Raw genomic sequence first — 25,194 nt, 5'->3', positions numbered from 1 at the left:
GGTGTGCGGCTGGGCGATTACTTCTTGGTGCTGTTGGTCAGCGCATTGAACTGCTGCGTCAGGTAGCTGCTGGTGCGGTTCATCTGCGCGACCACCAGGTCCAGTTGCGTGAACTGGGCCTTGTATCGAGCCACCGTGGCAGTAACGCGGTCCTGGACGCGGTCATAGTCGTCTTCCAGGTCCTTCAGCGTCTTGGTGATGCCGTCCTGGGCCACCTTCAGCGCGCCATCGGTCTTGGTCAGGCTTTCGATATAGGTGCTGGCGCGCTTGCCGATGCCGCCGTCGCCGGTGGTGCTGGAAAACAGGGACGTGACGCGACCCAGGTTTTCGTTTATCGCCTTGGTCAGCTTGGAGTCGTCCAGCTTCATCGTGCCGTCTTTGTCGAACGTGATGCCGACGTCGATCAGCGTGATCGTGCCGCCGTTGCCGTCATCCATGGCGCCGCCCAGCATCGACCGCAGGCCGGACTGGATGGTGCGCAGCGTGCCGTCGCCGGTCAATGCCGCGGACGTACCGGCCTTGGTATCGAATGCCGTCAGCGACTTGGCGGAACTCTGAATGTTGTTGTAGGCGGTGACAAAAGCCTGGACGGCGGCCTTGATTGCGTCGTTGTCGCGGGTCACCACCAGCGATGTCGTGCCTGGCTTGACAAGGTTCATGGTCACGCCCTGCGCTGCGTCCACCACTGAATTGCTCTGGCTGACCACGTCGATGCCGTTGATCTTCAGCGTCGCATTGGCAGGCGGCACCTTCTGTTCCATCTTGTTGGCGGCGGGCGCCGCGGCCGGGTCGAACGCAACCACGTTGTTCAGCGCAGCATCGGTCGACGACACGCGCATGGTGGCTTGCGTTCCGGTCTTGTCCGACGTCAATACCAGGCGGTAAGGGTTGGCGCTGCCGTCATTGACGATGCTGGCGGTCACGCCGATGCCGGCCTTGTTGATGGCATCGCGCATCCCTTCGAGGGAAGAATCCGCGGGGATGGTGACCTTCTTGGTGCTAGTGGCAGCGCCACCGGTGGCCAGCGCTTCGCCAAAGTCGAACACGAGCTCGCCGCCACCGATCGCGGCCTTCTGGTCGGCAACGTTGCTGCTCACCAGCGACTGCGCGGTGGCCAGCGTGTTGACAGTAATGCTGTAGCTGCCAGGCACTGCGTTGGCAGCGGTGGTGACGGTCATCACGTCCGTGGTGCCGACGCTGGCTTTTACGGCGCCGAAGGTGGCAGCATCGGACAGCTTCTTCGCCGCGCCCTGGTAGGCATCCAGCACGCTCTGCACCTGACTGTAGGCCGACAACTTGGTCTGGTAGCTCTTGGCCTGCGCATTGATGGCGTCAAGCGGTGCCTGCTCGGCCTTCTGCAGCTGGTCCAGCAGGTCGCTCAGGTTCAGGTTGGAACCGATGCCGATGGAGGAGATCGTTGCCATATTATTGTCTCGTCTTCAACTGATATTCAGGGCTCAGGCCGCGTGGTTGATGAACAACCCCTGCAGCTTGTCGATGGCGCGGGCAATGCGCAGCACCTCTTCGGTGGGCATCTGCCGGATCAGGTCGCCAGTTTCCTTGTCGATCACCTTGGTGATGACGCGGTGCGTGGTCTCGTCGATCTCGAAGCGCAGGCCGATGGTGGTGGTCTTGAGTGCATCGACTAGTTCGCCGATGGCGGCGCTTGGGTCCAATCCCTTGGTGGCTTCTGCGTGCTCACGAGCCTCGGCGCGATCCTGCCGCTGCGCAGCGTGGCTGCCCATGGCGGCGGCGCCGCCAGACGGCACGGCGCCGGCCAGGCCTTCGGCTGGCATCCGCACGGAAATTGGGTTCACTGTCGGGGGAGGCGCCATCGAATACTCCGTCCGGGTTGGCAGGGTTCAGTTCCAGGAGAAACGCTTTGCAGGCAGTCGGGCTGCCTGCGAAATGCTCCTCGGGCAAAAAGGCCGGGCCTTGCGGCCCAGCCTTCTTGCGCCTTTCGCCGACGCGATTAACGCAGCAGCGACAGCACGCCTTGGGTGGTCTGGTTGGCTTGCGCCAGGACCGACGTACCAGCCTGTTGCAGGATGTTCGCGCGGGTCATGTTCGACACTTCCGTTGCGTAGTCAGCGTCCTGGATGCGCGAGCGCGACGAGGACAGGTTGGTCACGGTGGTGCCCAGGTTCGAGATGACGGAGTCAAAGCGGTTCTGGACGGCACCCAGCGAGCTGCGCAGGTCGTCAACTTGCTTCAGCGCGGCGTCGATCTTCTTCAGCGCGTTGCCCGTGGGAACGCCCGTGAATTCAGCCGTGGGGGTGGCGCCGCTCAGGGAGATCGTGCCAACGGCCACGTTGAGGGTGCCGGCGGCACCGCCGTCGGCCAGGGTGCCGGCAGCGACGTAGCTCTTGCCCTGCACGGTGACGTAGCCCGTGGCAGCGCCTGCAGCATTGTTGGCAACGCGCACCAGTTGGTCTTGCAGCGTGACGGCGGCGCTGATGCCATTGGCGGTGTCGTCGAACGCAACATCGGCTTCGTTGAGCTTCACGGCGCCGGTGGCACGATCGACCGAAGCTGCAAAGTAGTCGTCACCAGCCTTCACGACGAACTGGCCGGAGTTCGCGCCGGCAGCCGTCTTGACTTCGTGCAGTTCGAGGTCCGCTGCGGCGAAGGTCTTGCCGGTTGCGGCGTTGATCTTGGTGACGTCGCCTGCAGCGAAGCTCACGTTGAACGAACCGGTACCAGCGGCAGCGTTGATCGTGGTGATCTTCGGGCCGACGTCCAGCGAGTTCTTGGCCACCGAGAAGCCGCTCAGGCCCAGCGTGGTCCTGTCGATCTGCTTCAGATCGATGGAGATGGTTTCGCCGTCGTTGGCGCCAACCTGGACGGACAGCTTGTTGCTGCCGGCCAGAACCTTGACGCCGTTGAAGTCGGTTTGTTGCGACGTACGGTCGATTTCAGACAGGCGCTGGTTGATTTCATCCTGAATCGACTTCAGGTCGGACGACGAGTTCGAACCCGTGGCCGCCTGGACCGACAGTTCACGAATACGTTGCAGGTTGTTGTTGACTTCGGTCAGCGCGCCTTCCGTCGTTTGCGCCAGCGAGATGCCGTCGTTGGCATTGCGCTGGGCTTGCGTCAGGCCGCGGATGTTCGAGGTAAAGCGGTTCGCAATCGCCTGACCAGCGGCGTCGTCCTTGGCGCTGTTGATGCGCAGGCCCGACGACAGGCGCTGGATCGCCGTGTTCAGCGACGATTGCGACGTGTTCATGTTGTTCTGAGTCATCAGAGACAACGAATTGGTGTTAATGACTTGCGCCATGGTACGACTCCTATATGCAAAGTTTTGGGCATTCCGGCTAGTGCCGTAACGTTGGCGGCCTGCTTTGCAGGGCGTAGATTGCCTCCGTTGCTTGGGTTATCGACCGGGCAAGACAAAGGTTTAGAGTGATCTCCGCGATAGTTTCGCGGGGTGCCGGCAGGGCGGGCGGAGGCGCCGCGCGGCAGGGGGCTGCGGGGCGGGAAGGCGTGTGGGGCGGGCGTTGGCCTAGCGGCGCTTGTGGGTGCGGGGGATGTAGATCGGCAGGAAGTCCGGCTCCGGGGCCGGATCCGGTGCCACCACCGGCGCGTCCGGCGCATTGGCCAGCGTGACCAGGCAGATGGCCCGCTTGTAGACCACCGTGGGCCGGATGTCGTCCGGCTGCCGGCCAAGCAGCACCACGTAGTCGTCTGACGCCAGGACGAGGCCCTGCAGTCGCGCGCCGTTGGACAGGTGGACGATCACAGGCGCCTGGCTGGTGCTGTATGCAGCAAATTGCTGGTGCTGCAGTTGCTTTCGGCTCGGTGACTTGGGCCGGGTTTCCTTCTTCTTCACAACGACTCCGGAAGAGCCCGCAAGGGTTCTGGCGGCAAATAACAGTCCATTGGCCGGCGGCTTGGGGTGCGCCACGGCCAGGGCGGCAGGAGAAACATCCGCTCTCGGTAACGGCGCAGGTGCCGACGGTTGGCGCTGCCAGAAGAGAAGGGGAATACTTCGGGGCTGAGAGTAACAAAGTTTTTTACCAGCGTTGACGAACCGCACGCCGTTCCTGGAATAGAGGCTTTGCTCTATAAAAATTGTTGCTCTCGAGGCTGTGATATTGTAGCCGATTGTGCGCTGCCGCATACTGCGGCCAGGGCGGCGAGCCGGCAGGCCCGGTGTGAACCGGGCTCGCGAGGAAATTGCCAGCCCATGCGAAAAAATGCCCTGATGTAGCGTCAGGGCCAAAAATCATCAAAAGTGCGCAAACGATCTCATATCGTCATGAGGGAATGCCCTGATAGAAACGGGATTTACACCTCATGTAAGCGCGTTTATATTCTTGGTAAGAGCTTTTCGGCTCGAGCAGTCCTGGAAAGCCTACGAGCACCCCGCGCGTAGGCTTCTTTTTTTGCCTGCGTCGTTTGAATCGCGCTCTGTGGCGCTGTGGCTGGTGCGGCTGGTAAATCCGACCGGCCGTTCGGAATGCCGAGGCAGATTTAACGCCACTTTCGCACCGCGCAATCCTCCGAAATGCGAGGGTTTTTGCCGTCAATTCTCATTTCCATTCAAGAATCATCCGCTGAACGCCGATAGCCGCGCGGCCCTCAGCCGGCCGTCGTGGCGGTGCCGCGGGCCACGCGCCGCCGTGCGCGCGCTGCCAGGCCGGCGCCCAGCACCCAGCGAAGCGCCGGTGCCAGCACATGCATGCCCGCGAGTGCGGCCGGGCGCCGTATCGAAGGGCCGTCCAGGTCGAGCTGGTGCCGTGCCCACGGCGGCAGCAGTGCGATGCCCGCGTCGGCCATGATGCGCACCGCCGGCTGCAGCAGCGGGTTGGCCACCGGTATCTTCCGCACCAGCCGCACCACTTCGCTGGTGCGTTCGCTGGCCAGCAGCGCAGGCCGCATGGCCTCCAGGTAGGCCGTGACTTCGGCACGCGAGCGCGGCACGTCGGCCGCGCCCAGCATCTGGGCGATGCGCGCAACCTCGTCGTAGTAGCGATCCTGCTCGGCGCCGCTCAGTGGACCGACATAGCGCAGGTAGCCAGCCAGGAAGCTCGAGACCTCGGCCACGTGCACCCACGTCAGCAACGCCGGGTCGGAGGCCGCATAGTGCCGCCCGTCCGGGGCCACGCCGACCACGCCGGCATGGATGCGCCGTACGCGCCCGATCAGCGCCATGGCATCGGCACGGCTGCCGTAGGTGGTGCCGGCGATGAACTGCGCGGTGCGCCCCAGGCGCCCCTGCATGTCGGTGCGAAAGCTGGAGTGGTCCCAGACCCCGGCCAGTGCCAGCGGATGCAGCGTCTGCAGCAGCAGCGCGCTGACGCCGCCCGCGAGCATCGCCGGAAAGTCGGCATGCACGCGCCAGCAGACCGCCTCGGGCCCGAACAGGCCGGGATCGCCCGGCGGGTTGTCGTAGTCGAGGGTCAGGCCGGAATTGCTGCGGGTCAGCGCGCGCACGTGCGCGCCGGCGCGCACACGCAGCCTGGTGGAGAGATGGTTCAGCGGGCCGCGTCTTGGCTGCGCAGAGCGGCCGGCGGCAGGGTCGGTAAAGCTGGACAAGGCCGGTAGTGCCTGGATGGGGAAGTCAGTGGCAGCATACACGGGATGCGGGACGATGTGCGCGGGGTCATGCCGGCGCGGTTGCCGCAAAAAGGGCCGGAGCCCCCTTGCGGGAGTCCCGGCCTGTCAATCTCCGGCGTATGCCCCTGCGGCCGCACCGCATGTTGCTGCCGCACATACCCGGAAAGCTGCCTGTTGTCGTAGCTGTCGCTGCTTATGGCTGGCGTTGTCCGCCTTGCTGGCCACCCTGTTGCCCGCCCTGGCCGCTTTGCTGGCCGCTGCGTTGGCCACTCTGCTGGCCCGGTTGCGAGCTGCCGCGGTCCTGCTGCTGTTGTTGGTCCTGCTTGCGGTCCTGGTTACCCATCTGACCGCCGCCTTGTTGTTGTCCCGGCTGTTGCTGGCTGCCGCGTTGGCCAGACTGTTCCTGCTGCTTCTGTTCCTGCGGCTTCTGGCCCGACTGCGATTGACCCGGCTGTTGCTGCTGTCCCATTGCTAGCTCCTTGGCGCGGCGAACTGCCGCGTTCCCTGTACCGCAATCGCCATGCCAAGCATGGAAGGACCTGGGTGCCGCCAGCAACGGCCTGTATCGGGCGATGCAGCACACCGTGCGGCGGGCGCTTTTACAACGGGCGGCCCGATTTACACACCCTGGGCCCCGTCGCGGACGCCTGGCGCGGCCTGGCCGGCAGGTATGGAGCTTGCTGAAAAATGGCTTACCAGTGGTTCCGCGTGCCTGGCAAGGCACGGCAACGGATGCGCTGGTGACCCGAAACAGGAGGCAGCCATGCGTTTTTCCCGAATCCCCGCGCGCACTGTGCGGATGGCCTGTGTTGCTGCGGCGTTGGCCGCGGCGGGCAGCGCGCTGGCGCTCGACAAGAGCGGCCTGATCCTGGTTGCGGCGGACAATACCCCTGTGGCACCCGTCAATTCCGCACCGGGCATGCCCGGCCGTGCCGACCCTGACCGGGGCGCCGCCCCGGACATGACCGCCGACAAGACCAAGCGGGCCGTCGAGGACGGCGCCATCACCACCAGGATCAAGACCAAGCTGCTCACGACCAAGGATCTCAAGTCCACCGGCATTCATGTGAAGACCCAGCAGGGCACGGTCGACGTGAGCGGCACGGTGCCGAGCCAGCAGCAGCACGACATGGCGCTGGACGCGATCCGCAGCGTCGAGGGCGTGACGTCGGTCAATGACAACCTGAAGGTGTCGTCGCGGTAAGCGGGCTTGTCCGATGCTGAGGGTTTGCTCCCCACTCCCGCGCGCGGGAGAGGGGCCGGGGGAGAGGGCAGGCTCTGGCATACAGCAGGCATGACTTCGTTGAGACTCCGGCCCTCTCCCCGGCCCTCTCCCGCAAGCGGGAGAGGGAGACCACAAGCGGGATTTGGCTGACATCATTTGCGAACCGCACCCTCTGGAACCGCAGTGCCTGCCTAAGCCGCCTGCTTCCTGCGCGTAGTACTTGCACTCTTGCGCGCGGCCGGCGCATGCGACTCGCGCTTGGCCGGTGCACGCTTGGTCTTGGTGGCAGTGCTGGCGCGCTTGGCAGGCGGGGTCGCAGCCCGCTTTGCAGCGGGCTGTTTCCTGGCGGCGGCATGCCGCGCAGGGGCCTTGCGGCGCGCGGGCGCGGTGTCTTCCTTGTCTTCCTTGCCGCGCTGGCCCAGGCTCTGGCGCAGCAGCGCCACCATGTCGATGACCTTGGCGCCCTGGCGCGGCGCTTCTTCCTCTTCCGCAGGCGGGGTCAGCTGGTGGGTCTTGCCGGAGTCGATCCTCTCTTCGATGCGCGCCATCAGGTCGTCACGATAGGTGTCGCGGTACTGTTCCGGCTTCCAGTCTTCGCTCATGTCGTTGACCAGCTTGGTGGCCATCTCGATCTCGCGCGCGTGCGCGCCGCTGGGTTTGCCGGTGGCTGCCTTGGGCAGGCTCAGTTCGGAGATGGGCAGCACCTCGTCGGCAAAGCGCATGGTGTTGAGCACCAGCGCGTCGCCGTGCACCAGCATCGCGGCCAGGTGCTGGCGGGCGCGCAGCACCACCAGCGCCAGCGCGGCACGCCCGGTGCGGCGCATGGTTTCATGCAGCAGCGCGTAGCCGCGCTCGCCGCGCTTGTCGGGCTCGAGGTGGTAGGGCGTATCGAAGTAGTACGGCGGGATGCTCTGCGCGTCGACAAAGCTGACGATATCCACCGTCTGCGTGGCCTCGACGTTGGCCTGGCGGAAGTCTTCCTCGTTCAGCAGCACGTATTCGTCCTTGGCGTACTGGTAGCCCTTGACGATATGTTCCTTGTCGACCGGCTTGCCGGTGCTCTTGTTGATGCGCTGGTAGCCCACCGGCGCCATGTCGCGCACGTCCAGCAGGTCCAGGTCCAGCGTCTGGCTGCGCGACGCGGGCCGCAATACCACCGGGATATTGACCAGGCCAAAGGTTATGGCGCCTTTCCAGATGATGCGTGACACGTGACGGCTCCTTTGCCAGCCGCACGGGCACGTTGCGGCGGCGGTGGCGGCAGATCGCCTGGAGGCGGGTCTGCCACCGGTTCGGGTGGACCCGGCGGAGGTTCCGGCGGCGGGGTTTCAGGCTTGCGCTGCGGGATGTCGGGGTCGGGCGTGGTATGCACGGAGCTTCCTTGTTCAAGGGTGGATGGGATCGGCGGCTGGCATTGGCATCGCGCTAGGGATGGCCCGCGCTGAGTTCGTCCAGCAGCCGTGTCAGCGCGTCCAGGTCGGCCGGCTTGACCAGGTGCTGGTCGAAGCCGGCTTCCAGCGCGCGGCGGCGGTCCTCGGGCAGGCCGAAACCGGTCAGCGCCACCAGCGTGGCGCCGCGCATCTCGGGCAGCGCGCGCAGGCGGCGCGCCGTCTCGAAGCCGTCCATGGCGGGCATGCCCAGGTCCAGCAGCACCACCTCCGGACGGGCATCGGTGGCGCGCGCCAGCGCGCTGGGGCCGTCGACGGCGGTCACCACCGTATGGCCGAGCGTCTGCAGCGTCATCATCATGGCTTCGAGTGCATCAGCGTTGTCGTCCACCACCATGATCCGGCGCGGCACGCCGCGGTGCGGTGCGGCGCGGCCGGAGCCTGGGTGCCACTTCTGCCACGGCTCCACCGGCAGCGTCACCGTGAAGGTGCTGCCCTGTCCGGGGCCGGGGCTGTCGGCGCGGATGGTGCCGCCATGCAGGCGCACCAGCTTTTGCACCAGCGTCAGGCCGATGCCGGGACCGTCATGCTGGAACGCGCCGCGCGGCGGTTCTGGCTGCGTGCCGTCGTCGTGCGGGGCCAGCGGATCGAACAGCTGCCGCTGCAGTGCCTCGGACAGGCCGGCGCCGTTGTCGCGCACGCGCACGGTGACGCGGGCGCCGGACGCGGCATCGGGCGCAGTGTCCGCCGCGCTGTCTTCAAGACTGGCATCGACGACGATCTCGCCGCCGGCGGGCGTGTAGGCCGCGGCGTTCTGCAGCAGGTTGCTGAAGATCTGCGTCAGGCGCACCAGGTCGCCGCGTACCGGCAGGGGCTGCTCGGGCAGCGACAGGCGCAGCGTATGGCCGCAGGCCTCTATCGTGGGGCGCACGGCTTCCACCGCGGTATTGAGCGCGGTGCGCAGTTCCACCAGGTCCTCGCGCAGCGTGATGCGGCCCTGGTTGAAGCGCGAGATGTCGAGCAGCTCATCCACCAGCCGCGTCAGGTGGTGCAGCTGCCGGCCGATGATGTCGCGCGCGCGGAACATGTCCTCGCGCGAGGGCGAGAGCTGCTGCAACAGGTCCGCGGCGCTGCGCAGCGGCGCCAGCGGATTGCGCAGTTCATGCGCCAGCATGGCCAGGAACTGGTCCTTGCGCCGTTCCTCGTCGTGCAGCGCGCGTCCGGCTCGGTTTTGCAGCGTCACGTCCTGGCAGGTGCCGGCAATGCGCGACGGCGGCGCGCCGCCCTCGGCCGGCGGGCCTTCCACGCTGCGCACCGGGAACGCCTGCGCGCGGATATCGCGCAGCTCGCCGTCCGGGCGCGTCAGGCGGAACTCGATGTCCAGCTTGCCGTCGCCCAGCATGCTGGCAAAGGCCGCTGCCACGCGCGCTCGGTCGGCCGGGGCCACGCGCTCCAGGCAGCGGCGCGGCGCTTGCGTCAGCTGCTCGGGCGCATGGCCGCACAACGCGGCGAACGAGGGGCTGGCGAACAGCAGGCGGGGCTCGGCAGGGTCAAGGATCCACACCACGTCGGCCAGCGATTCGGCCAGCTGGCGGAACATGTCTTCATGCGCATGCAGTGCCCGCGAGGTGCGGTGATAGGCGTCCTCTGCACCGCGCAGCCGCAGCAGCGCCTGGATGCTCGACAACACCTCTTCCGGCTCGGCAGGCTCGACCAGGTGGCCGTCGGCGCCGCAGTTCAGCGCCTCTACGCGCTGGCGCGATTGCGCCAGCCCTGGCGAGGTCAGCAGCACCAGCGTGTGCGCGGTCTGTGGATCGGCCTTGAGCAGCCGGCAGACTTCCAGCCCGCTGATATCGGGCAGGCGTGCTGACAGCAGCACCAGCACGGGCGCATGCTGCCGCACCAGCGACAGCGCCGAATGGCCGGTGGCGGCCTCGATCACGGAATACTCGCCGCGATGGAGGATGCGGCTCTTGACGTAGCGCGGCCCCTCGCGGTCATCGACATTCAGGATCAGCGGGGCCGGGTTGGCGGCATGCGGCGTCATGGCATCACGCTGACAGGCGCTTTCGCGCCCGCGCGGAGGGTTGCTCAGGGGCAGGGCCCGGGATGGTCCGCGGCGCCGTGTAAAGCTGCGCCGGCCGCGCCGCACCGCTTGCAAGGTTTGCCGCGCCGGCGCGGCTGCTGGTTGTAGTTATTACATGCGCACAAAAGTCGTTCATTGCCGTTCCCCCTTTGGCATCAGCACGCCTGCGGTCTTTGCCAGGCTGTTGCGCTGGCAGTGGCAAGAAATGTGCCGCTTGGCGTTTGCTGCGGAATCCGGCAGGAACGGGCGGGATGGCTATCGGGCGCGTGCCAGTCGCGCCGCGGCACGCGTGATCGCCTGCCGGGTCCGAGCGTAGTCCGCCCATGGGTCGTCGGCCGCCAGGGCGTCGAGCCTTGGGCCCGCATTGGCTACGGTCCACTGCGCCGCGCCTTGCAGGGAATCGAGTTCCTCCCACCACACCGGCATCGACACGCCCAGCCCCGGGCGTGCCCGCGCCGAGAATGCCGCCACCGTGGTGGCGCCTACGCCATTGCGCAGGTAATCGATGAAAATCTTGCCAACGCGGTTGCGTGGACCGCTCTTGGCCACGAAGCGCTGCGGAATGGTCGCGGCGACATGGCGCACCGCGTCATGCGCGAACGCCTTCACCTCGTCCCACCCCGCACGCGGCGTGATCGGCACCACCACGTGCAGCCCCTTGCCGCCGCTGGTCTTCAGGAAGCTGGCGAGGCCGAGTTTATCGAGCAGCGCCTTCATCAGCGCGGCGGCCTCCTGCATTTGTGCCCAGGGCACGCCTTCGCCCGGGTCCAGGTCGAAGACGATCCGGTTGGGGCGGTCGATGCTGCGTTTGCTGGCGTTCCAGGTGTGGAACTCCACCACGTTGAGCTGTGCCGCGGCCACCAGGGCTTCGGCCGAAACGATTTCCAGCAGCGCGGGATGCCCGGGCCACAGGCCCGGATCGAGCACGTTGAGGCCGTCCACCCGCAGCGTGTCGCCATGCCGCTGGAAGAACTGCGCGCCGCCCACGCCCGACGGCGCACGCACCATCGCGATCGGACGTCCGCGCAGGTGCGGCAGCATCAGCGGCGCGGCGCGCTCGTAGTAGCGCACCAGGTCGCTTTTGGTCAGGCCGGATGCTGTGTCGATGACGCGCCCGGCATGGCTGATCGCGACTTTGCCGCCGGCGGCGGTGGCGTGCTTTGCTGCTTTTGCCGCAGGCTTGCCCTTGGCCGCCGGCGCTGCCGGCCGCTCCACCGACACCGCGCGCGCGGGCTTGTCGGTGCGCAGGCCGTGGAAGACGGCATGGCGCACGCGGCCTTCGCGGGTCCAGCTGCCGAACGAGACCTCGGCCACCAGCTTTGGCCGCACCCAGTGCCCTTTTACGCCGGCTGGCACGCTCTCAAAGGGCGCGGAACCGGCGCGCAACGCGTCCAGCTGCGTGCGCAGCGCAGCCAGCGTGCGCGTGTCGAAGCCGGTGCCAACATTGCCCGCGTAGCGCAGCCGCCCGCCGCTGTCGTGCACGCCAAGCAGCAACGAGCCGATGCTGGCGCGGCTGCCCTTCGGGTCGGTGAAGCCCGCCACCACGAACTCCTGGCGCAAGGTGCATTTCAGCTTGATCCACGTACTGCTGCGCGCGCTGACATAGCCGGCGTCGGCGCGCTTGCCGATCACGCCTTCAAGCTTCATGCGGCAGGCTGCCTCGAGCATGTCGGCAGGGCTGGCCTCGAAGTCCTCGCTGAACTGCAGGCGCGGCGAGGTGTTGTGCGCGAAGATCCGGCGCAGCAGGGCGCGGCGCTCTACCAGCGGCACCTTGCGCAGGTCATGGCCGGCAAAGTAGGGCAGGTCGAACACGAAATACTGGATGCCCTCGACGCGCGCGGTATCGAAGGCGTTCTGCAGCGCCTGGAAGTCGGTTGCGCCATGCTTGCCGAGCACCACGATCTCGCCATCGAGCCAGCCGTCGGGCAGGCCCAGGGTGCCGACGTCGCGCGCCAGCGCACGCAGCTTGCTGGTCCAGTCGTGGCCCTGGCGCGTGAACAGGCGTACATCCTTGCCGTCGATGCGGGCCAGCAGCCGGTAGCCGTCGAACTTGATCTCGTAGCGCCACGCCTGCGCGTCGGACGGAGGCTGTTCCACCAGCGTGGCCAGCTGCGGCGCCAGCGCCAGCGGCAAGGCCGCGCGCGGCGCGCCGCGCGGCGGCTTCAGGGACTTCGCCATGCTGTGTGCATCTGGTGCGGCTTCGTCAGGCGGCTGCGAGGTCTTTGCGCGCTTTGCCGCAGGCTTGCGCTGTGTGCCGCCCAGCACGCTGTCCGGCAAGGCCTCGACCACGTCGAACTCCGATGCCGGCACGGCGGCCTCGTCGCGCTCCTTGATCAGCAGCCAGGCGTCCTGCTCCTTCTGCTGGCTGCCGTGCATGCGCACCAGGGTCCAGTGGCCGTGGAGCTTTTCGCCGCGCAGCTCGAACTTCAGCTTGCCGGCGCGGTAGCCGGCCTCGGCATCGCCCACCGGCAACCAGGTGCCGCGGTCCCAGACGATGACCGTGCCGGCGCCGTAGTGGCCGGCGGGGATCACGCCCTCGAAGCCGGCGTAGTCCAGCGGGTGGTCCTCGACGTGGATGGCCATGCGCTTGTCGCCAGGGTCCAGGCTCGGGCCCTTGGGCACGGCCCAGCTTTTCAGCGCGCCGCCGAGTTCGAGGCGAAAGTCATAGTGCAGCTGACGCGCCGCGTGCTTCTGGATCACGAAGGACAGCTCGCCGGCGCGCTTGCGCGGTTTGCTGCGGGTGCGCGCGGCGCCGCCGCCAGGCTCAGGCGTAGCCCCGAAGTCGCGCATGCGGCGGTATTTGTCGAGCGCGGCGGGGGCGGCCTTGGCGGCTGGCGCGCCGCGTGCCGCCGGGCGGGCCGTGCTGGCGCGCTTGACGGTGTGCTTGCCGGTGCGTTTTGCCGGGGCGCGGCGTTTGCCTGGATCCGGTGGCGCTGTCGGTCGCGTGGTCTTGGCCATGGCTGTCGCCGGTTACGTGGGATGTATCCAGCTTAGGCAGCACATCCCGCCGCTGAAATCGGCGCCCGTCCTACAGCGCCCTGTGCAAGCCCCGTGCGTGCGCCGAGGCATGTGGTTCTTACCGGGTGTTGTAAATCTGCGGCGGCCCGCCTGCCGTGGCGCCGCCACCCAGGGCCGCGCCGGACAGGAACGCTCCTTGCGACTCCCCAGCGGCATGCCCGGCAACGTGCCGGGCCTCCCCGAGGAGGAAGCGGCAAATGAAACCAACCCTGAAGAACATTGGCTCGCAGGTCATCGTCCTGACCGGTGCCAGCAGCGGCGTGGGCCTGGTGACGGCGCGCAAGGCGGCGCAGCAGGGCGCGCGGCTGGTGCTGGTGGCGCGCAGCGAGGGCTCGCTGCACCAGCTGGCCGAAGAGTTGCGCGAGCATGGCAATGAAGTCATCACCGTGGTGGCCGATGTCGGCAAGCATGAAGAGGTTGGCAAGGTGGCGCAGGCTGCCATCGAGCGCTTCGGTGGCTTCGATACCTGGATCAACAACGCCGGCGTGACCATCTTCGGTCGCTATTGCGACGTGCCGCTGGAAGACCAGCGGCGGCTGTTCGATACCAACTACTGGGGCACCGTGCATGGCTCGCTGGCGGCGGCCGCGCACCTGCGCGAGCACGGTGGCGCCATCATCAACATGGGCAGCGAGGCGGCGGACGGCCCGCTGCCGCTGCAGAGCGCCTACGCGGCCTCGCAGCACGCGATCAAGGGCTTCACCGATTCGCTGCGGCTGGAACTGGAGCAAGAGCAGGCGCCGGTCAGCGTGACGCTGATTAAGCCTGCCGGACTGGAAACGCCGCTGGCGATGCACGCCAAGAATTTCCTCGATGTCGAGCCGCGCCTGCCGCCGCCGCTGTATGACCCGGCGCTGGCCGCCGACGCGATCCTGTTTGCCGCCGAGAACCCGCGCCGCGAGCTCTTCGTCGGTGCGGCCGCCAAGGCGTTCTCGGCCGCGGCGTACCATGCGCCGCGCACCTTCGACCGCTTCATGCGCCGCTTCATGGGCCGCGCGCAACAGACGCACCACCCCGCGGGACCGCTCGAGGACAACGCGCTGTATGGCAGCGGCAGCGGCCTGCAGGAACGCAGCGGCAGCCACAACGCGCTGCACTCCTGTCCCTACACCACCACGGCGCGGCACCCGATGCTGGCCACTGCGCTGGTGGTGGGCGCCTCCGCCGCGGTTGCCGCGGTGTACCAGTTGCGGCACAAGCGCTAGTGTCCTGTGCCGCGCATGGGCCGCGAACGCCTATCATTGACTCGAATGCCCGCAGTTGCGGGCATTCGGCCCTCCGCCGCGCGGTGGCGCCAGGCCGCCCGCGCTCGGGGCCTGCTGTCTTCACCCCATCACACAGAAGGTGTGCCCATGTCCGAGCCGCAAGCGGAAAAAGGTGTCCGTGCGTCACCCGTCGGCGAGCCGGACCGCGCCATGGCGGACGATGCCGGCCTCCCGCTGGCGGCACAGTACCGGCGCCTGCTCGATGCGGTGGAAGACTGCGCCGTGTTCGAGACCGATGCGCGCGGGTGCATTTCGATGTGGCCGGATGCCGCGCGGCGCGTGTTCGGCTACAGCGCCGAGGAAATCACCGGCCGTCACTTTTCCTGCCTGCATCGCCCTGACGATGTCGCTGCCGGCCTGCCGCAGCAATGGCTGCAGGCGGCCGCACTTGGCGGCAGCGCGCGCGACGAGGGCTGGCGCGTGCGGCGCGACGGCAGCCTGCTGCAGGCGTCCTGCCTCATGCAGGTCATTGGCGCAGCCGACGAGCCGGGCGCGGCGGCCAGGCACGGCGATGCCTTGTCCGTGGAGTCCGCAGCAGGCCAGGCCGCCGGCTTTATCGTGTCGTGCCGCGACGTTACCGTGCAGCAGGCCGCATCCGAGCATGCCCGGCTGGCCGATACCCGGCTGCGGCTGCTGGCCGACAACCTGCCCGGCACCGCGGTGTGCGATCTTGACCTGGACGGCACCATCCGCAGCTGGAACGTCGGCGCGCAGGCGCTGGCCGGCTACGTCGAGGCCGAAGCCGTCGGCCAGCCGCTGGCACTGCTCTATTCCCGCCAGGATGCCGCCGCGGGGCGCGACCGCGCGGCGCTGGAAGCCGCGCGCGCCTGCGGCCAGTGGGCCGGCGACGAGCGCGTGGCACGCAAGGACGGCTCGGTGGTGCGTTGCCATACGCGCATGGTGCTGGTGCGCGACGCCGCTGGCTGCCCGACCAGTCTGCTGTGGACTGCCCGCGACCTGAGCGATGCGCTGCGGCTGGAAACGCTGGAGGCCGGCAGCCGCCGGCTGCAATCGTTCCTGGCCATCCTGGCACATGAACTGCGCAATCCGCTGGCGCCGGTGCGCAACGCGGTGGAAGTGATCGCGCTGACCCCGAATGCCGACACGCGCGTGCGCCGCTGCGCCGGTATCATCGACCGCCAGCTGCATCAGCTGGAGCGGCTGGTGAACGACCTGCTCGACGTGGGCCGCGTGACCGCTGGCAAGCTGAAGATGGAGCTGACGCCCACCTCGTACAACGACGTGGTGACCACCAGCATCGAGGCAATCCGCCCGGTGCTGGAAACAGCCGGCCAGCAGCTCGTGGTGGCGCTGCCGGCAAGCTCGCCCTACGTGCGCGCCGATGCCGCGCGGCTGGGGCAGGTGCTGCTGAACCTGCTCAGCAATGCGGTCAAGTACACCCCGCGCGGCGGCACCGTCAGCGTGCATGTGAGCGTGGAGTCAGCGCGCGTGATCACCGCCGTGTCGGATACCGGCCGGGGTCTCGCGCCCGCGGCGCTGGACCGCATCTTCAACCTGTTCGCGCAGGAGGCCGACGGCGGCAGCGGCAGCGGCCTGGGCATCGGGCTGGCACTGGCCAAGGCCGTGGTGGAGGCGCATGGCGGCGCGATCCAGGCCGACAGCGGTGGCGCGGGCAAGGGCAGCACTTTCACCATGATCCTGCCGCGCGCCACCGCCCGCCCGTGCGCGGCCGGCACGCGGCCGCGGGGGCCGGCGCCGCGGCGCCGCGTGCTGGTGGTGGACGACAATGCCGATTCGGCCGACAGCATGGCCGAGCTGCTGGGCCTGCTCGGCCACGAGGCGCGCGCGGCCCATGGCGGCCAGCAGGCACTGGACATGGTTGCCGAATTCCGTCCCGATTGCGTGCTGCTCGACCTGGAGATGCCCGACATGTCGGGCTTTGAAGTCCTGCCGGCGCTGCGCCAGGCGTGCGGCCCGCGCGCGGTGCAGTTCCTGGCGCTGACCGGGCACGGCACCGCTGAAGACCAGCGGCGCAGCGAGCTGGCCGGCTTCCATGCGCACCTGACCAAGCCGCTGGCGATCGAGGCCCTGTCGCGCGCGCTGGCCGCGCCGGGGCCTTACAAGGAGCGGTAGGCGTCCAGCCGGTTGTACAGCGTCTTCAGGCTGATGCCGAGCGCGCGCGCGGCCTGGCGCTTGTCGCCGTCAAAGCGCGCCAGGGTGGCCATGATGATTTCGCGCTGGGTGTCGGCCAGCGTGGTGCCGACGCGCACGTTGACCACGCCGTCCACCGTGGTGGGCCGCGGCGGCTGCGTGGCCAGGTTGGGGTTGCCGATTTCCACGACCTTGTCAGCCAGGATAAAGGCGCGGTAGACGGCGTTCTTCAGCTCGCGCACATTGCCCGGCCAGTCATAGCGCACCAGCCGCTCCAGCGAGGCGGCCGAGAAGGCCTTGTCGGTGCGCTCCATGGCGTTGTATTCGGCCAGGAAGTGGCGTGCCAGCGGCACGATATCGTCGGGCCGCTCGCGCAGCGGCGGGATATGCAGCGGGAACACGGCCAGCCGGTACAGCAGGTCTTCCCGCAACTGGCCGGCACGCGCTGCCTCGACCGGGTCGCGGTTGGTGGCTGCCAGGATGCGCACGTCCGTGGCGATGGGCGTGTCGCCGCCGACGCGGTGGAAGGTGCGGCCTTCCAGCACCCGCAACAACTTGATCTGCATCTCGAGCGGCATTTCAGTGACTTCATCGAGAAACAGCGTGCCCCCATGGGCCTGCTCGAAGTAGCCTGCCTTCTGCTCGATCGCGCCGGTAAAGCCACCTTTCTCGTGGCCGAACAGCTCTGACTCGATCAGTGTGGGCTGGATCGCGCCGCAGTTGACCGCAATGAAGGGGCCCTTGCGGCGCGCGCTGCGCTCATGCACCGCGCGTGCCACCACTTCCTTGCCGGAGCCGCTTTCGCCTACCGCGAGCATGGTGACGTCGGTGGGCGCCACGCGCTCGATCTGGGCCAGCAACCGTTGCATGGCGGGCGACGTGCTTTCCCACAGCAGCGAGACCTGCGAGGGTATGGCGCGGCGCGGCGCGGCCTCGCGTGCCGGCTCGGAAGTGCTGGCGGCGTGGCTGGCGGGCTGGCCAGAGGGGGGAGCGGCGTTGCTGCGCCGCGGTGTGGTGGCGGTCACGGGCACAATTAAGGCCTCGGTCGGGGGCGGGTTTGTCGTGGGAAGTTCCTATGCTAGCCTTTGGCGCAGGGGCTTGCCATAGATGCACGGCCCCGCGCGGAAACTTCCGACAGCTGTGTCAGACGGACACCGGCAACGACCGTGCCTGCCCCCGCTTAGACTGGCATTACGCAGTGGACTTGTGCAACCGACTGACAATGTCGCAGTCGAAACCCGTGCCGCCCCTGTGCCCGTCGCGCCACGCCTCGCATGGAGCGCGCCGGCGGGCGTCCCGAGCCCGGCAGCAATGGCCGCCGTGGCTCGCGAAAGCAGGCGCCAGTGGATTTCGCCCAAGTTTCCAATAGGTCTCACTGACGGATCGTATGCCCCACATCCTGATTGTCGATGATGACGAAAACGCATGTGCCGCGCTAGCCGAGATCGTGGCCATGGAAGGCTTCACCTCCGCCACCGCGGGCACCCTGCGCGAGGCGCGGCTGCAGCTTGGCTGGCGCATGCCGGAGGCGATCGTTGCCGACCTGCGCCTGCCGGACGGCAACGGCATGGAGCTGTTCGACGAGGTTGGCGCCTCGGGCGTCGAAGTGATCCTCACGACCGGCTATGCCAGCGTGGAAAGCGCGGTCGAAGCGCTGCGCGCCGGTGCCACCGATTACCTGGTCAAGCCCATCAACGTGGCGCGGCTGCAGACCGTGCTCAGGCGCCTGGCCACCACCGGCGAGTTGCGCGCCGAGATCCATTCGCTGCGCGGCGAGTTGCGCCGCTACGGCCGTTTCGGCCGGCTGATGGGCAGTTCCGAAGTGATGCAGGTGGTCTACGACCAGCTTGCGCGCGTGGCGCCGACTGAAGCCACGGTATTGCTGATCGGCGAAAGCGGCACCGGCAAGGAACTGGCCGCGCAGACCGTGCATGAGCTCTCGTCGCGGCGGCGCCAGCCGTTCCTGGCGGTCAACTGCGGCGCGATTTCGCCCACGCTGATCGAAAGCGAGATGTTCGGCCACGAACGCGGCAGCTTTACCGGCGCGGACCGCCAGCACAAGGGCTATTTCGAGCGCGCCGACGGCGGCACCCTGTTCCTGGACGAGATCACCGAGATGCCCGCCGAGCTGCAGGTCAAGCTGCTGCGCGTGCTGGAGACCGGCACCTTCATGCGCGTGGGCACCAACCGCGAATGCCATGCCGATGTGCGCGTGCTGGCCGCCACCAACCGCAACCCTGAAGATGCGGTGGCCGACGGCAAGCTGCGCGCGGACCTGTTCCACCGGCTGAACGTGTTCCCGGTAGAACTGCCGCCGCTGCGCGCGCGCGGCGACGACGTGATCCAGATCGCCAACCTGATGCTGGACCAGCTCAATGCCGAGCAGGGCACCCAGCGCCGCTTCGCGCCCAATGTGCTGGACAGCCTGCGCCTGCACGCCTGGCCCGGCAACGTGCGCGAGCTGCGCAACTTCGTGCAGCGCGCCTTCATCATGTCCGACGACGACCTCATCGCCGAGGTGCAGGTGCCGCTGCAGGTTGCGGCCACGCAGGCGCCGGGCGCGGCGGTGGTGTCGGTGCCGGTGGGCATGTCCCTGGCAGATGCCGACCGGCAACTGATCTTTGCCACGCTGGAGCAATGCGCCGGCGTGAAGAAGCACGCGGCCGAGATCCTCGGCATCAGCCTGAAGACTTTGTACAACCGGCTGGAAGATTATGCCGCCCGCGGCGAATTGCCAGAGTGGCTGCGCGCCTCGCGCAACGACACCGGATCGTCGGCTACCGGCTGACGGCGTGAGCCTGCGCCTGCGATTGCGGGGGTTGCGCCCGCGGCAAGGGCCCGCAGCGGCCTGTGCAGCACGTTTCTTGCTTCGGTCCAATGCATCCAACCCGGCCAATCCGGCCGGGGACGTGCCAATGCCGAGCCGCACATGACGCAGCAACCCCCGCAGTCCGCGATGCCGGACGCTCCGCTTTCTTCGCCAGCCGGTGCCGTGCGCAGCGTGCAGGAGGTGAGCGCGCTGATCGAGCAATCGGCGCATGATCTGCGTTCGTCGCTGAACGCCATCCAGAGCTGGGCCTACGTGCTGGACCGCGCCTTCGATACCACGCCGGCGCCCGCGCAGCGCGCACTGGACGGGATTCGCTCCGGCATGCAGCAGCAGCTGGCGCTGATCGAGGAGATGGAAGAAGCCGTGCGGCTGCTGGCCGACGAGGGCGCACCGCGCTGGCAGCGCCTGGACCTGCTGGCGCTCACGGCCCAGGCCATCGCCGACCGCCGTCCCGCGGCCGAAGCCCGTGGCGTGCTGCTGTCGCCGGTCGCCACCGACGGTGCGGCCGAATCGTCCGAATCGGCCTACCTGATCGATGGCGACGCCGTGCGGCTGGCCCCGCTGCTGCGGCACCTGCTGGTGCATTGCATCTGGCGCGCGCCGGCCGGCGGCTCGGTCGCCGTGCAGGTGTTCAGCGAGCCGGATCACGTGAAGCTGCGCATCACCGAGAGCCCGCCGCTGGACCAGCAGCGCAGCGCCAGTCGGCTGGCCGCGCTGACCGATTTCTTCGGGCGCCGGGCGGCGCCGGACGGTGCGACCCCGGCCCGGCAGAGCAGCGCGCTGCTGCTGACGCGCCGCATGGTGGAAATGCACGGGGCGGCGCTGAGCGCGGAAAGCGATGGCTGCTATAGCGACAGGATCAGCGTCTGCATTGCTGTCAGGTTCCCGCGCCACATGCGCGCCTGACGCGGCGCCGCGCATCGATGTAGTTTTTACCGGCCTGTCGCGTGCGCTACGCGTAGCGCTTGCCGGCCGGCCTTTGTCACACTCGCCATACACGCGGCGTCACGACAGCGCCCGCATCGCTCCCGGCCACTCTCCTGGCCTCTCCCGTTTCTGGCCCGCGCCTTGCATGGATGAATGACCCAACCAAGGAGGGTACAACCATGCCCAAAGCCAGCCGCAAATCCGACAAGGCCGCGCAGGTTGCTCACAAGCCGTCCGGCGCGAAATCCGACAAGTCCCGGGCTGCCCGCGTGAGCGGGCCGTCCGCAGGCAAGGCCCGCGCAGGCAGCAAGGCCGCCGCCGGCGACAAGCAACGGGGCAAGGAAGCCAAGACCTACCAGGCCGCCGTGGACGACTCGCTGGAGATGACGTTCCCGGCCAGCGACCCGATCTCGCCGGGCGCAGCCATGCACGCCGAGAAGAAGACGCAAACCTCGCGCGACGACGTCGACTGGAAGCTCAAACGGGGCAGCGAAGAGCAGCCCGTGGGCGCCAAGCCGGCCGGCCAGCGCAAGGGGTCGGCCACCAAGCGCTGAAGCGTATGTCCGCCATCCTGAGTCCAGGTGCCGCGGCGCGGCGGCCCCAGTGCCCTGCGCCGCGGCGCGCCAAACGGAGATATCCATGACCCGAGTCCAACCTGAATCCCCTGGCGAACAGCCGCCGCACGGCGCATCCATCGTCGGCGGCGTCGACCGCAATTCCCCGGGCCCCGGCCCATTCGTGATGGCAGCCGACACGCTCGAGGGCGACAAGGTGGTTGACCCCGCCGGCGACGATATCGGCACCATCGACCACATCATGATCGACGTGCTGGGCGGGCGCGTGGCCTACGCGGTGCTGGCCATGGGCGGCTTCCTTGGCATCGGCGAAAAGCTCTTTGCCTTGCCGTGGTCCGCGCTCACGCTCGACACGCGGCGCAAGTGTTTCGTGCTCGGTGTCGAAAGGGACCGGCTCAAGGCCGCACCGGGGTTTGACAAGGACCACTGGCCCAGCATGGCGGATTCGCAGTGGGCGACCAGCATTCACCAGTATTACGGGATTTCGCCTTATTGGGAGGCGGATCGGTATGATCCTTGGGATGATAAAAGGGGATGATGGGGAGTTTGGGGGTGGCTCTTGGCTTGGTGCCAAGCGCGACATCCGGCCGCATGGCAGACAAGCCAAACAGCCCCACCAGCCAAGACACTGGCGGTCCACTCTGTGGGAGCGCAACGATGAGCAAGTACAGCCCAATCCAGGAGGTAACTCAGCACCCCAATGGGCCGATATAGCCCGGCAGGCCGCGCGCGCCCGCGGCGTGCGCCAGCCGGAACGCTTGCGCCAGCGCGATGGCAAAGTGATGCGTGGTGTCGAACGGGCCCGCCACGTGGCGGCGGAAATAGTCGGCCCAGCGAAAATCCATATAGGCGGTCTTGACCTTGCGATAGCCGCCGGCCAGCTGCACAAAGGCCTCAAGGCTGCGATACGGGTCGTCGCGCATGTCGTGGATGCCGCCGGGCAATTCCGTCAGCGGACGGCGGCGCCCGTGCTCGTCGTAAGGGTGGACCATATGCTCGGCCACCATGTGGCGCCAGAACGCCGGCACGTCCAGGTCGCTCAGGTCGGCGCGCACCAGGCCCGGCACATGGGTGAGCCCGAGATCGTGCCAGGCGCGCACCCAGTGATGGTGATCGACCACGTACAGGGCCTGTTCCGGGCCGATCACCAGATGCACGCGATGCCGGTCCAGGAACGCGGCGCGGTGTTCCGGCGGCACGCGCCGTGACATGGACTTTCTGCGCGACGTGGTAGCCGCCTACCGTGATCTGGGTGGGATGCAGGGCATCCAGCGGCACCATCAGCTTGCTGCCCGGGCGCAGCTTGCGAGGTTGGCGGCGCATGGGCGCATCAACTCTTGTTCAGCGTGCGCTCAGGCGAGGTCCCCGGAGCATCCGTGCCGGCCGCATCGCCGCCGCCGACCTCGGAGCCCGCCGCCCATGCGGCGCCTGGCTGACGCTGCACGCGCAGGTGATTGTCCACCTCGGTGACGCCGAACACGGCATCGGCAATGTCCTCGATCACGTACTTCTCGCGGCGCTCGCGCACGGTGCCGTCCAGCGTCACCACGCCGTTGGCCACTTCCACGCTGACGTCGCCGACATCGACATACGGGTTCATCGCCAGGCGTTCGCACACATCCTCGCGTACGCGCTCATCGGTGCGGCGGTAGCCCTTGGGGCCAACCGGACGGCGCCCGGCGCGCTGGCCGCCTGGCGCTCCCGCTTGCGCTGCATAAGGCGCGTGGCGCCGGTAGCCCGGATCATCCGGGTACACACGCTGGCCGCCGCTGTACGACTGGCCACCGCTGCCAGCGTCGCCAAAGTAGCCGCCGCCATAGCTGGGCTGGCCGCCGCGCTGCGCGCGGTCGCGTTCCATGCCTTCGCGCCAGTGCATGGCGCGGCCGCCGCGTTCACCCCAGTCTTCTTCACCGCGCCAGTCCTCACCCCATTCCTGTCCCCAGTCCTCCGAGCCGCGGCCCCGGCTCTGGTCGCGCATCCGTTGCGCCGGGCCGCGCTCGCGGCGCTGCGTTTCGGTGCCGCTTTGGGGGCCGCTGCGGCCGCGGTCGTTGCGGAAGTTGAACATGGTTGCCTCCTGGCTGTGGGGCCGGGCGTCCTCCGCCGCACTGCCTGGTGCGGCAGGCCGGTGCGGCAACTGCCGCAGCCGCGCCGGGCCGGTGACGTTCATGCCTGCAATGGCCGCAATATCCGTGCCCCGGCGCGCTGGCGGGGCCATGCGGGCTGGCCGCACGGCGCGCTGTAAGGATTGCCGGGCGATGTAAGGGTTACGGGCGGCGTGCCAGCCACGGCGGCGGGCGGTGGCCACGACGCGGGAGCCGCGGCGTGGCGTGGGCTCGCCGTTTGCGGCATGGAACTTGCGCGGCACCTGCGAGGGCCGCAATGCGGCCGCGCAGACAGGAGCCAGCCATGTCCACACCGACCAGCATCCCGCCCCAGCACCAGTCGCGCCAGCCGGGCCTGGAGGCCGCCATGCGGCCGCAGCCGGACAGTGGCGCCGAGGACTATGTCGGCAGCGGCCGGCTCCGCGGGCGCGTGGCGCTGATCACCGGCGGCGACAGCGGCATCGGCCGGGCCATTGCGGTGGCCTTTGCGCGTGAAGGCGCCGATGTCGCCATCGCCTATCTCGATGAGCATGCCGATGCGCGCGAGACCGTCGAGCTGGTAGAGGGGGCTAGCCGCAAATGCCTGGCAATCGCCGGTGACCTCGCCGACCACGCGCATGCCGAGGCCGTGGCGCGACAGGCGTTGCAGCAGTACGGCAAGCTCGACATCCTGGTCCGGGACAACCGTTCGAGGTGGCGGCGGGCTTTGTGTTCCTGGCGTCTGACGCGGCCAGCTATATCACCGGGCAGATCCTGCACATCAACGGCGGCGAGGTCGTCAACGGCTGAGGCGCCAGGACAAGGCATGTAGTTCCGGGGCCGCCTTTGCAAATATTGCACGCCGGCGTGCGCGCCATGCAGGCTGTGCGCGCGGCGTGCCGCACAGTGGACGCAGGCGTGGCTCTTGCAGTGTGGATGGCAGCAGTCATGACCATCGCCACCATCATGGGAGTCAGTCATCATGTCAGCGATCGTAGCCGGACGTTTCGATTCGCTTGCCAGCGCCGAAGACGTGGCACGGACCCTGTTCGCGCGCGGCTTCTCCGTGTGGGATGTATCCATCATGTCGGTGGGGCAGGACAGTGCGCCGGACAGCGGCGCGGTGGACCGCGTCATGCTGGCGGCGTGCGTCAACAACGGCCTTGGTTCCGTTGCCGTGGACGTGCTGCGCGAGGCCGGTGCGAGCGGGCTGGAACGCGCGCAAGGCAACTGGGAATGCGGCCAGTGGACGGATTTCAATCCCGCCCGCCACGGCGAGCCCGTATGCGACGGCGAGGGTGAATACTGGCCGCGCCCGCTCGCACGCGAGGCGGTTGCCGAAGAGAGCACCGGCAACGAAGACCCGGGCAGCGAGCTTGAGCACTTCGTTGACCAGAAGCGTGCCGGGCACGACTGAGCGCCGCGCTGAACACGGCGCGCCGCGCAGCAAGGCCGTTTCCGAACTGGCTCGCCTGCGCCCGACCCAGCTGACGCTGGGTTATGCCCATGTCAGCTACAAGATGGACGTCACGCAGCGCCACGCGAACCCGGACGACCGCGCGGCGCTGCGGCGCTTCATGCGCCGCCATCGCATCAAGACCGTGGCCGGGCCGGGCGGCGGCCTCCATATCGTCGATCACCATCACTGGGCGCGGGCGTGGCTGGATCTCGGCTACGAGCAGGCACCCGTGCGCGTGCTGCATGACTTCAGCCGCCTGAGCCCGTCGGCGTTCTGGAAACGGATGCGCCATCTCGGCCATGTCCATCCCTATGACGAGCACGGCAAGCTGCAGGGCCCAAAGGTGCTGCCGTCCACCGTGCGGGGCATGCGCGACGATCCCTATCGCAGCCTGGCGGCCTTTGCGCGCGAGGCCGGGGCCTACCGCAAGCCTGGCAGCGCTGCCGGTGAACTCTCATGGGCCGGCTTCCTGCGCGAGCGGGTGGAACAGGACCTGGGCAGCGTTGCGGGATTCGGGCTGGCGCTGGCGGAGTCGATCCGGCTGGCGCGCAGCGCCCGGGCAAGACGGCTGCCGGGCTATTGCGGCGGGCCGGTGAGGGGGAGAGTCGGGGGAAAGAAGGGCGGTGCCAGATAGCGAGATGGCCTTGGCAGACCGCTTGGGTGCTC

Annotated in this window: 21 protein-coding genes and 1 pseudogene; 11 read left to right on the top strand and 11 right to left on the bottom strand. The window is 68.2% G+C overall.

The genetic code is table 11. The features are described 5' to 3' along the window. Positions 1–17: 17 nt before the first annotated feature. From fliD to ACW4E8_RS01940, 5 genes are all read right to left on the bottom strand, one after another. Positions 18–1,424, bottom strand: coding sequence for a flagellar filament capping protein FliD (fliD, locus tag ACW4E8_RS01960; RefSeq protein WP_456802972.1), 1,407 nt, complete (start codon positions 1,422–1,424; stop codon positions 18–20). Between the two features lie 33 nt (positions 1,425–1,457). Continuing rightward, positions 1,458–1,817, bottom strand: coding sequence for a flagellar protein FlaG (locus ACW4E8_RS01955; protein WP_456802971.1), 360 nt, complete (start codon positions 1,815–1,817; stop codon positions 1,458–1,460). A 155-nt stretch (positions 1,818–1,972) separates the two neighbouring features. Next, entirely contained in the window at positions 1,973–3,280 is a 1,308-nt protein-coding gene (locus ACW4E8_RS01950; protein ID WP_456802970.1) for a FliC/FljB family flagellin, read from the bottom strand. A 225-nt stretch (positions 3,281–3,505) separates the two neighbouring features. Beyond that, complete coding sequence (locus ACW4E8_RS01945; protein WP_456802969.1) at positions 3,506–3,832, bottom strand: RNA chaperone Hfq; 327 nt, start codon at positions 3,830–3,832, stop codon at positions 3,506–3,508. A 752-nt stretch (positions 3,833–4,584) separates the two neighbouring features. Further along, positions 4,585–5,541: an oxygenase MpaB family protein gene (locus ACW4E8_RS01940; RefSeq protein ID WP_456802968.1), complete on the bottom strand. Its 957-nt coding sequence runs from the start codon at positions 5,539–5,541 to the stop codon at positions 4,585–4,587. Between the two features lie 235 nt (positions 5,542–5,776). Between ACW4E8_RS01940 and ACW4E8_RS01935 the strand changes: the two genes are divergently transcribed. Next, positions 5,777–6,037, top strand: a complete 261-nt coding sequence (locus ACW4E8_RS01935) for a hypothetical protein (RefSeq protein WP_456802967.1) — start codon at positions 5,777–5,779, stop codon at positions 6,035–6,037. A 288-nt stretch (positions 6,038–6,325) separates the two neighbouring features. Then, on the top strand, positions 6,326–6,766 hold the full coding sequence (locus tag ACW4E8_RS01930) for a BON domain-containing protein (protein WP_456802966.1): 441 nt from the start codon (positions 6,326–6,328) through the stop codon (positions 6,764–6,766). A gap of 212 nt (positions 6,767–6,978) precedes the next feature. Here the strand turns inward: ACW4E8_RS01930 and ku are convergent, their stop codons facing one another. The 3 genes from ku to ligD all read right to left on the bottom strand — a co-directional run bounded on the left by ku (position 6,979) and on the right by ligD (position 13,219). Next, positions 6,979–7,998: a non-homologous end joining protein Ku gene (ku, locus tag ACW4E8_RS01925; RefSeq protein ID WP_456802965.1), complete on the bottom strand. Its 1,020-nt coding sequence runs from the start codon at positions 7,996–7,998 to the stop codon at positions 6,979–6,981. 214 nt (positions 7,999–8,212) lie between these two features. After that, positions 8,213–10,222 (bottom strand): response regulator, encoded by a 2,010-nt coding sequence (locus ACW4E8_RS01920; RefSeq protein ID WP_456802964.1) that lies wholly within the window; start codon positions 10,220–10,222, stop codon positions 8,213–8,215. 294 nt (positions 10,223–10,516) lie between these two features. Continuing rightward, complete coding sequence (ligD, locus tag ACW4E8_RS01915) at positions 10,517–13,219, bottom strand: DNA ligase D (RefSeq protein ID WP_456802963.1); 2,703 nt, start codon at positions 13,217–13,219, stop codon at positions 10,517–10,519. 257 nt (positions 13,220–13,476) lie between these two features. Between ligD and ACW4E8_RS01910 the strand changes: the two genes are divergently transcribed. Beyond that, positions 13,477–14,484: an SDR family oxidoreductase gene (locus ACW4E8_RS01910; RefSeq protein WP_456802962.1), complete on the top strand. Its 1,008-nt coding sequence runs from the start codon at positions 13,477–13,479 to the stop codon at positions 14,482–14,484. A gap of 147 nt (positions 14,485–14,631) precedes the next feature. After that, positions 14,632–16,638, top strand: coding sequence for a PAS domain-containing hybrid sensor histidine kinase/response regulator (locus tag ACW4E8_RS01905; RefSeq protein ID WP_456802961.1), 2,007 nt, complete (start codon positions 14,632–14,634; stop codon positions 16,636–16,638). Here the strand turns inward: ACW4E8_RS01905 and ACW4E8_RS01900 are convergent. Beyond that, the gene (locus tag ACW4E8_RS01900) at positions 16,623–17,687 is read right to left on the bottom strand and encodes a sigma-54 interaction domain-containing protein (protein WP_456802960.1); all 1,065 of its coding nucleotides are present in this window, start codon (positions 17,685–17,687) and stop codon (positions 16,623–16,625) included. The genes ACW4E8_RS01905 and ACW4E8_RS01900 overlap by 16 nt on opposite strands. A gap of 356 nt (positions 17,688–18,043) precedes the next feature. Between ACW4E8_RS01900 and ACW4E8_RS01895 the strand changes: the two genes are divergently transcribed. The 4 genes from ACW4E8_RS01895 (at position 18,044) to ACW4E8_RS01880 (ending at position 21,526) form a co-directional block, all read left to right on the top strand. Beyond that, positions 18,044–19,444, top strand: a complete 1,401-nt coding sequence (locus ACW4E8_RS01895; RefSeq protein ID WP_456802959.1) for a sigma-54-dependent transcriptional regulator — start codon at positions 18,044–18,046, stop codon at positions 19,442–19,444. A 141-nt stretch (positions 19,445–19,585) separates the two neighbouring features. Then, positions 19,586–20,392: a sensor histidine kinase gene (locus tag ACW4E8_RS01890; protein WP_456802958.1), complete on the top strand. Its 807-nt coding sequence runs from the start codon at positions 19,586–19,588 to the stop codon at positions 20,390–20,392. A gap of 200 nt (positions 20,393–20,592) precedes the next feature. Then, positions 20,593–20,967, top strand: a complete 375-nt coding sequence (locus ACW4E8_RS01885) for a hypothetical protein (protein ID WP_456802957.1) — start codon at positions 20,593–20,595, stop codon at positions 20,965–20,967. 85 nt (positions 20,968–21,052) lie between these two features. Then, the gene (locus ACW4E8_RS01880) at positions 21,053–21,526 is read left to right on the top strand and encodes a PRC-barrel domain-containing protein (RefSeq protein WP_456802956.1); all 474 of its coding nucleotides are present in this window, start codon (positions 21,053–21,055) and stop codon (positions 21,524–21,526) included. Between the two features lie 151 nt (positions 21,527–21,677). On the opposite strand, the pseudogene ACW4E8_RS01875 reads toward ACW4E8_RS01880, so the two are convergent. Together ACW4E8_RS01875 and ACW4E8_RS01870 are read right to left on the bottom strand one after the other, a co-directional pair. After that, positions 21,678–22,311: pseudogene (locus ACW4E8_RS01875) on the bottom strand (ParB-like protein). Between the two features lie 7 nt (positions 22,312–22,318). Beyond that, positions 22,319–23,053 (bottom strand): BON domain-containing protein, encoded by a 735-nt coding sequence (locus ACW4E8_RS01870; RefSeq protein WP_456802955.1) that lies wholly within the window; start codon positions 23,051–23,053, stop codon positions 22,319–22,321. Between the two features lie 341 nt (positions 23,054–23,394). On the opposite strand from ACW4E8_RS01870, the gene ACW4E8_RS01865 reads away from it, so the two are divergent. From ACW4E8_RS01865 to ACW4E8_RS01855, 3 genes are all read left to right on the top strand, one after another. Then, positions 23,395–23,901: an SDR family NAD(P)-dependent oxidoreductase gene (locus tag ACW4E8_RS01865; RefSeq protein ID WP_456802954.1), complete on the top strand. Its 507-nt coding sequence runs from the start codon at positions 23,395–23,397 to the stop codon at positions 23,899–23,901. A gap of 150 nt (positions 23,902–24,051) precedes the next feature. Continuing rightward, on the top strand, positions 24,052–24,486 hold the full coding sequence (locus tag ACW4E8_RS01860; protein WP_456802953.1) for a hypothetical protein: 435 nt from the start codon (positions 24,052–24,054) through the stop codon (positions 24,484–24,486). Beyond that, positions 24,458–25,162, top strand: coding sequence for a ParB-like protein (locus ACW4E8_RS01855; RefSeq protein ID WP_456802952.1), 705 nt, complete (start codon positions 24,458–24,460; stop codon positions 25,160–25,162). Before ACW4E8_RS01860 ends, ACW4E8_RS01855 begins: the two co-directional genes overlap by 29 nt. Positions 25,163–25,194 lie beyond the last annotated feature (32 nt).

It is taken from the genome of Cupriavidus sp. CP313 (genome assembly GCF_054072015.1).
This window is presented reverse-complemented; position numbering and strand designations above follow the sequence as displayed.

Coding starts and splice junctions, on each gene's coding strand:
- fliD (WP_456802972.1), bottom strand. CDS start 1,424: ATGGCAACGATCTCCTCCATCGGCATCGGTTCCAACCTGAACCTGAGC.
- ACW4E8_RS01950 (WP_456802970.1), bottom strand. CDS start 3,280: ATGGCGCAAGTCATTAACACCAATTCGTTGTCTCTGATGACTCAGAAC.
- ACW4E8_RS01930 (WP_456802966.1), top strand. CDS start 6,326: ATGCGTTTTTCCCGAATCCCCGCGCGCACTGTGCGGATGGCCTGTGTT.
- ACW4E8_RS01920 (WP_456802964.1), bottom strand. CDS start 10,222: ATGACGCCGCATGCCGCCAACCCGGCCCCGCTGATCCTGAATGTCGAT.
- ligD (WP_456802963.1), bottom strand. CDS start 13,219: ATGGCCAAGACCACGCGACCGACAGCGCCACCGGATCCAGGCAAACGC.
- ACW4E8_RS01910 (WP_456802962.1), top strand. CDS start 13,477: ATGAAACCAACCCTGAAGAACATTGGCTCGCAGGTCATCGTCCTGACC.
- ACW4E8_RS01905 (WP_456802961.1), top strand. CDS start 14,632: ATGTCCGAGCCGCAAGCGGAAAAAGGTGTCCGTGCGTCACCCGTCGGC.
- ACW4E8_RS01895 (WP_456802959.1), top strand. CDS start 18,044: ATGCCCCACATCCTGATTGTCGATGATGACGAAAACGCATGTGCCGCG.
- ACW4E8_RS01890 (WP_456802958.1), top strand. CDS start 19,586: ATGACGCAGCAACCCCCGCAGTCCGCGATGCCGGACGCTCCGCTTTCT.
- ACW4E8_RS01885 (WP_456802957.1), top strand. CDS start 20,593: ATGCCCAAAGCCAGCCGCAAATCCGACAAGGCCGCGCAGGTTGCTCAC.
- ACW4E8_RS01880 (WP_456802956.1), top strand. CDS start 21,053: ATGACCCGAGTCCAACCTGAATCCCCTGGCGAACAGCCGCCGCACGGC.
- ACW4E8_RS01870 (WP_456802955.1), bottom strand. CDS start 23,053: ATGTTCAACTTCCGCAACGACCGCGGCCGCAGCGGCCCCCAAAGCGGC.
- ACW4E8_RS01865 (WP_456802954.1), top strand. CDS start 23,395: ATGTCCACACCGACCAGCATCCCGCCCCAGCACCAGTCGCGCCAGCCG.
- ACW4E8_RS01860 (WP_456802953.1), top strand. CDS start 24,052: ATGTCAGCGATCGTAGCCGGACGTTTCGATTCGCTTGCCAGCGCCGAA.